This window comes from Exiguobacterium alkaliphilum 12/1 (assembly GCF_000714435.1).
GTDB classification, from domain to species: domain Bacteria; phylum Bacillota; class Bacilli; order Exiguobacteriales; family Exiguobacteriaceae; genus Exiguobacterium; species Exiguobacterium alkaliphilum.
This window is the reverse complement of the sequence record NZ_JJMW01000010.1, coordinates 1-1,236: the sequence shown is the minus strand read 5'-3', so window position 1 is coordinate 1,236 and position 1,236 is coordinate 1. Positions and strand designations below refer to the sequence as shown.

Below are 1,236 nucleotides of genomic sequence, written 5' to 3'. Positions count from 1 at the left end.
TGCAGACAATGTTTTGTCTACAGTCTGAACCGCCGAAACTTCGACGGTTTTTATCTTGTCCGGGCATCGAGCCACGCTCTGTCGATGGCACCGAACTGTTTCGCGGTGATGACGCCAGACTCATCGAGCACGTACGTCGTCGGCATCGCTTGGATGCGGTATCCGTTCGCAACGGCCCCGTCTCGATCATAGACGACTTCGAACGCATCTTCATACGGGGCCACGAACGATGTGGCGTCTTCAACATCCCGTTCACTCGTCGTCGTATTCACAGCGACGATCGTCACCTCATCGGTCGAGCGGGCGAACGCGGCCATATCGGGCATCTCGGCGCGACATGGGGGGCACCACGACGCCCAGAAGTTGATGACGACGCGTTGTCCGCGCAAGTCTTCCAATCGGAACGTACTGCCGTCTGTTCGCTTCAACTCGAAGTCCGGGGGCACTTGACCGATGTTCAATCCGGACGTTGCGGTCGCCTCGAGCGTCGGTGTCTGGTCGGGCAGACTCGCATTGATGATGGCGAGCGCGACGACGATGCCGAGTGTGAGTTGAACGGCTTTTCGCGTGGGGCGGGCGAGGGTCGTCGCAAGCACGACTAGACCGATAAACAATCCGAGCGCCCACATGTGCCACGTCCCGGTCGCGCCCTCACGTAACACCCAGATGAACATCGCGCCGGTGATCGTCCAGACGAGCGAACCGTGCGACGGCGTCCGCATCCAACGCCACGTCAACAGCATCAACACGACAATGAGCCCGGCCGTGTATAGGTGGAGCGGTTGGAGTGAAGCAAAAAGGGGGAACGCGGCGTAACGCGGGACGGCGAGCGTCATCCCGAGCCATAAGACGAGACCGGACAACGCCCAATAGCCGTAAAGCTGCTTGTCGAGCCGAAAGACGAACAGTCCGATGACGAATGCGGCGATGGCGATCGACCAATTCCCGCCAGTGGCGTATAAGGCGAGTGACAGGCTGCCGGTCGAGACGAGGCCGATCAAGACGGCGCTGCCTTTCCAAGCGAGAAAGCCGGCGAACCATGTGCCGAGGACGGCGTCCCGTTCTTTTTCCGTCAACCCGATTTTTCTAAAGCCGATGTATAACAAGAGCAGGCTGACCATGAAGACGAGCAGGTCGAGCCGGATATTCAATGGACCGATTGCAATCACATCATCCCTCCTAGAGAAAAAGCGCCCAGACGAGTGTAATCTGTACCCCATGTAAAGGACATTAATA

General features: G+C 58.3%; 1 protein-coding gene. It reads right to left on the bottom strand.

The window, feature by feature from the left end:
* Positions 1-50: 50 nt before the first annotated feature.
* Entirely contained in the window at positions 51-1,169 is a 1,119-nt protein-coding gene (locus tag RT52_RS17515; protein WP_034814312.1) for a TlpA family protein disulfide reductase, read from the bottom strand.
* Between the last annotated feature and the right edge of the window lie 67 nt (positions 1,170-1,236).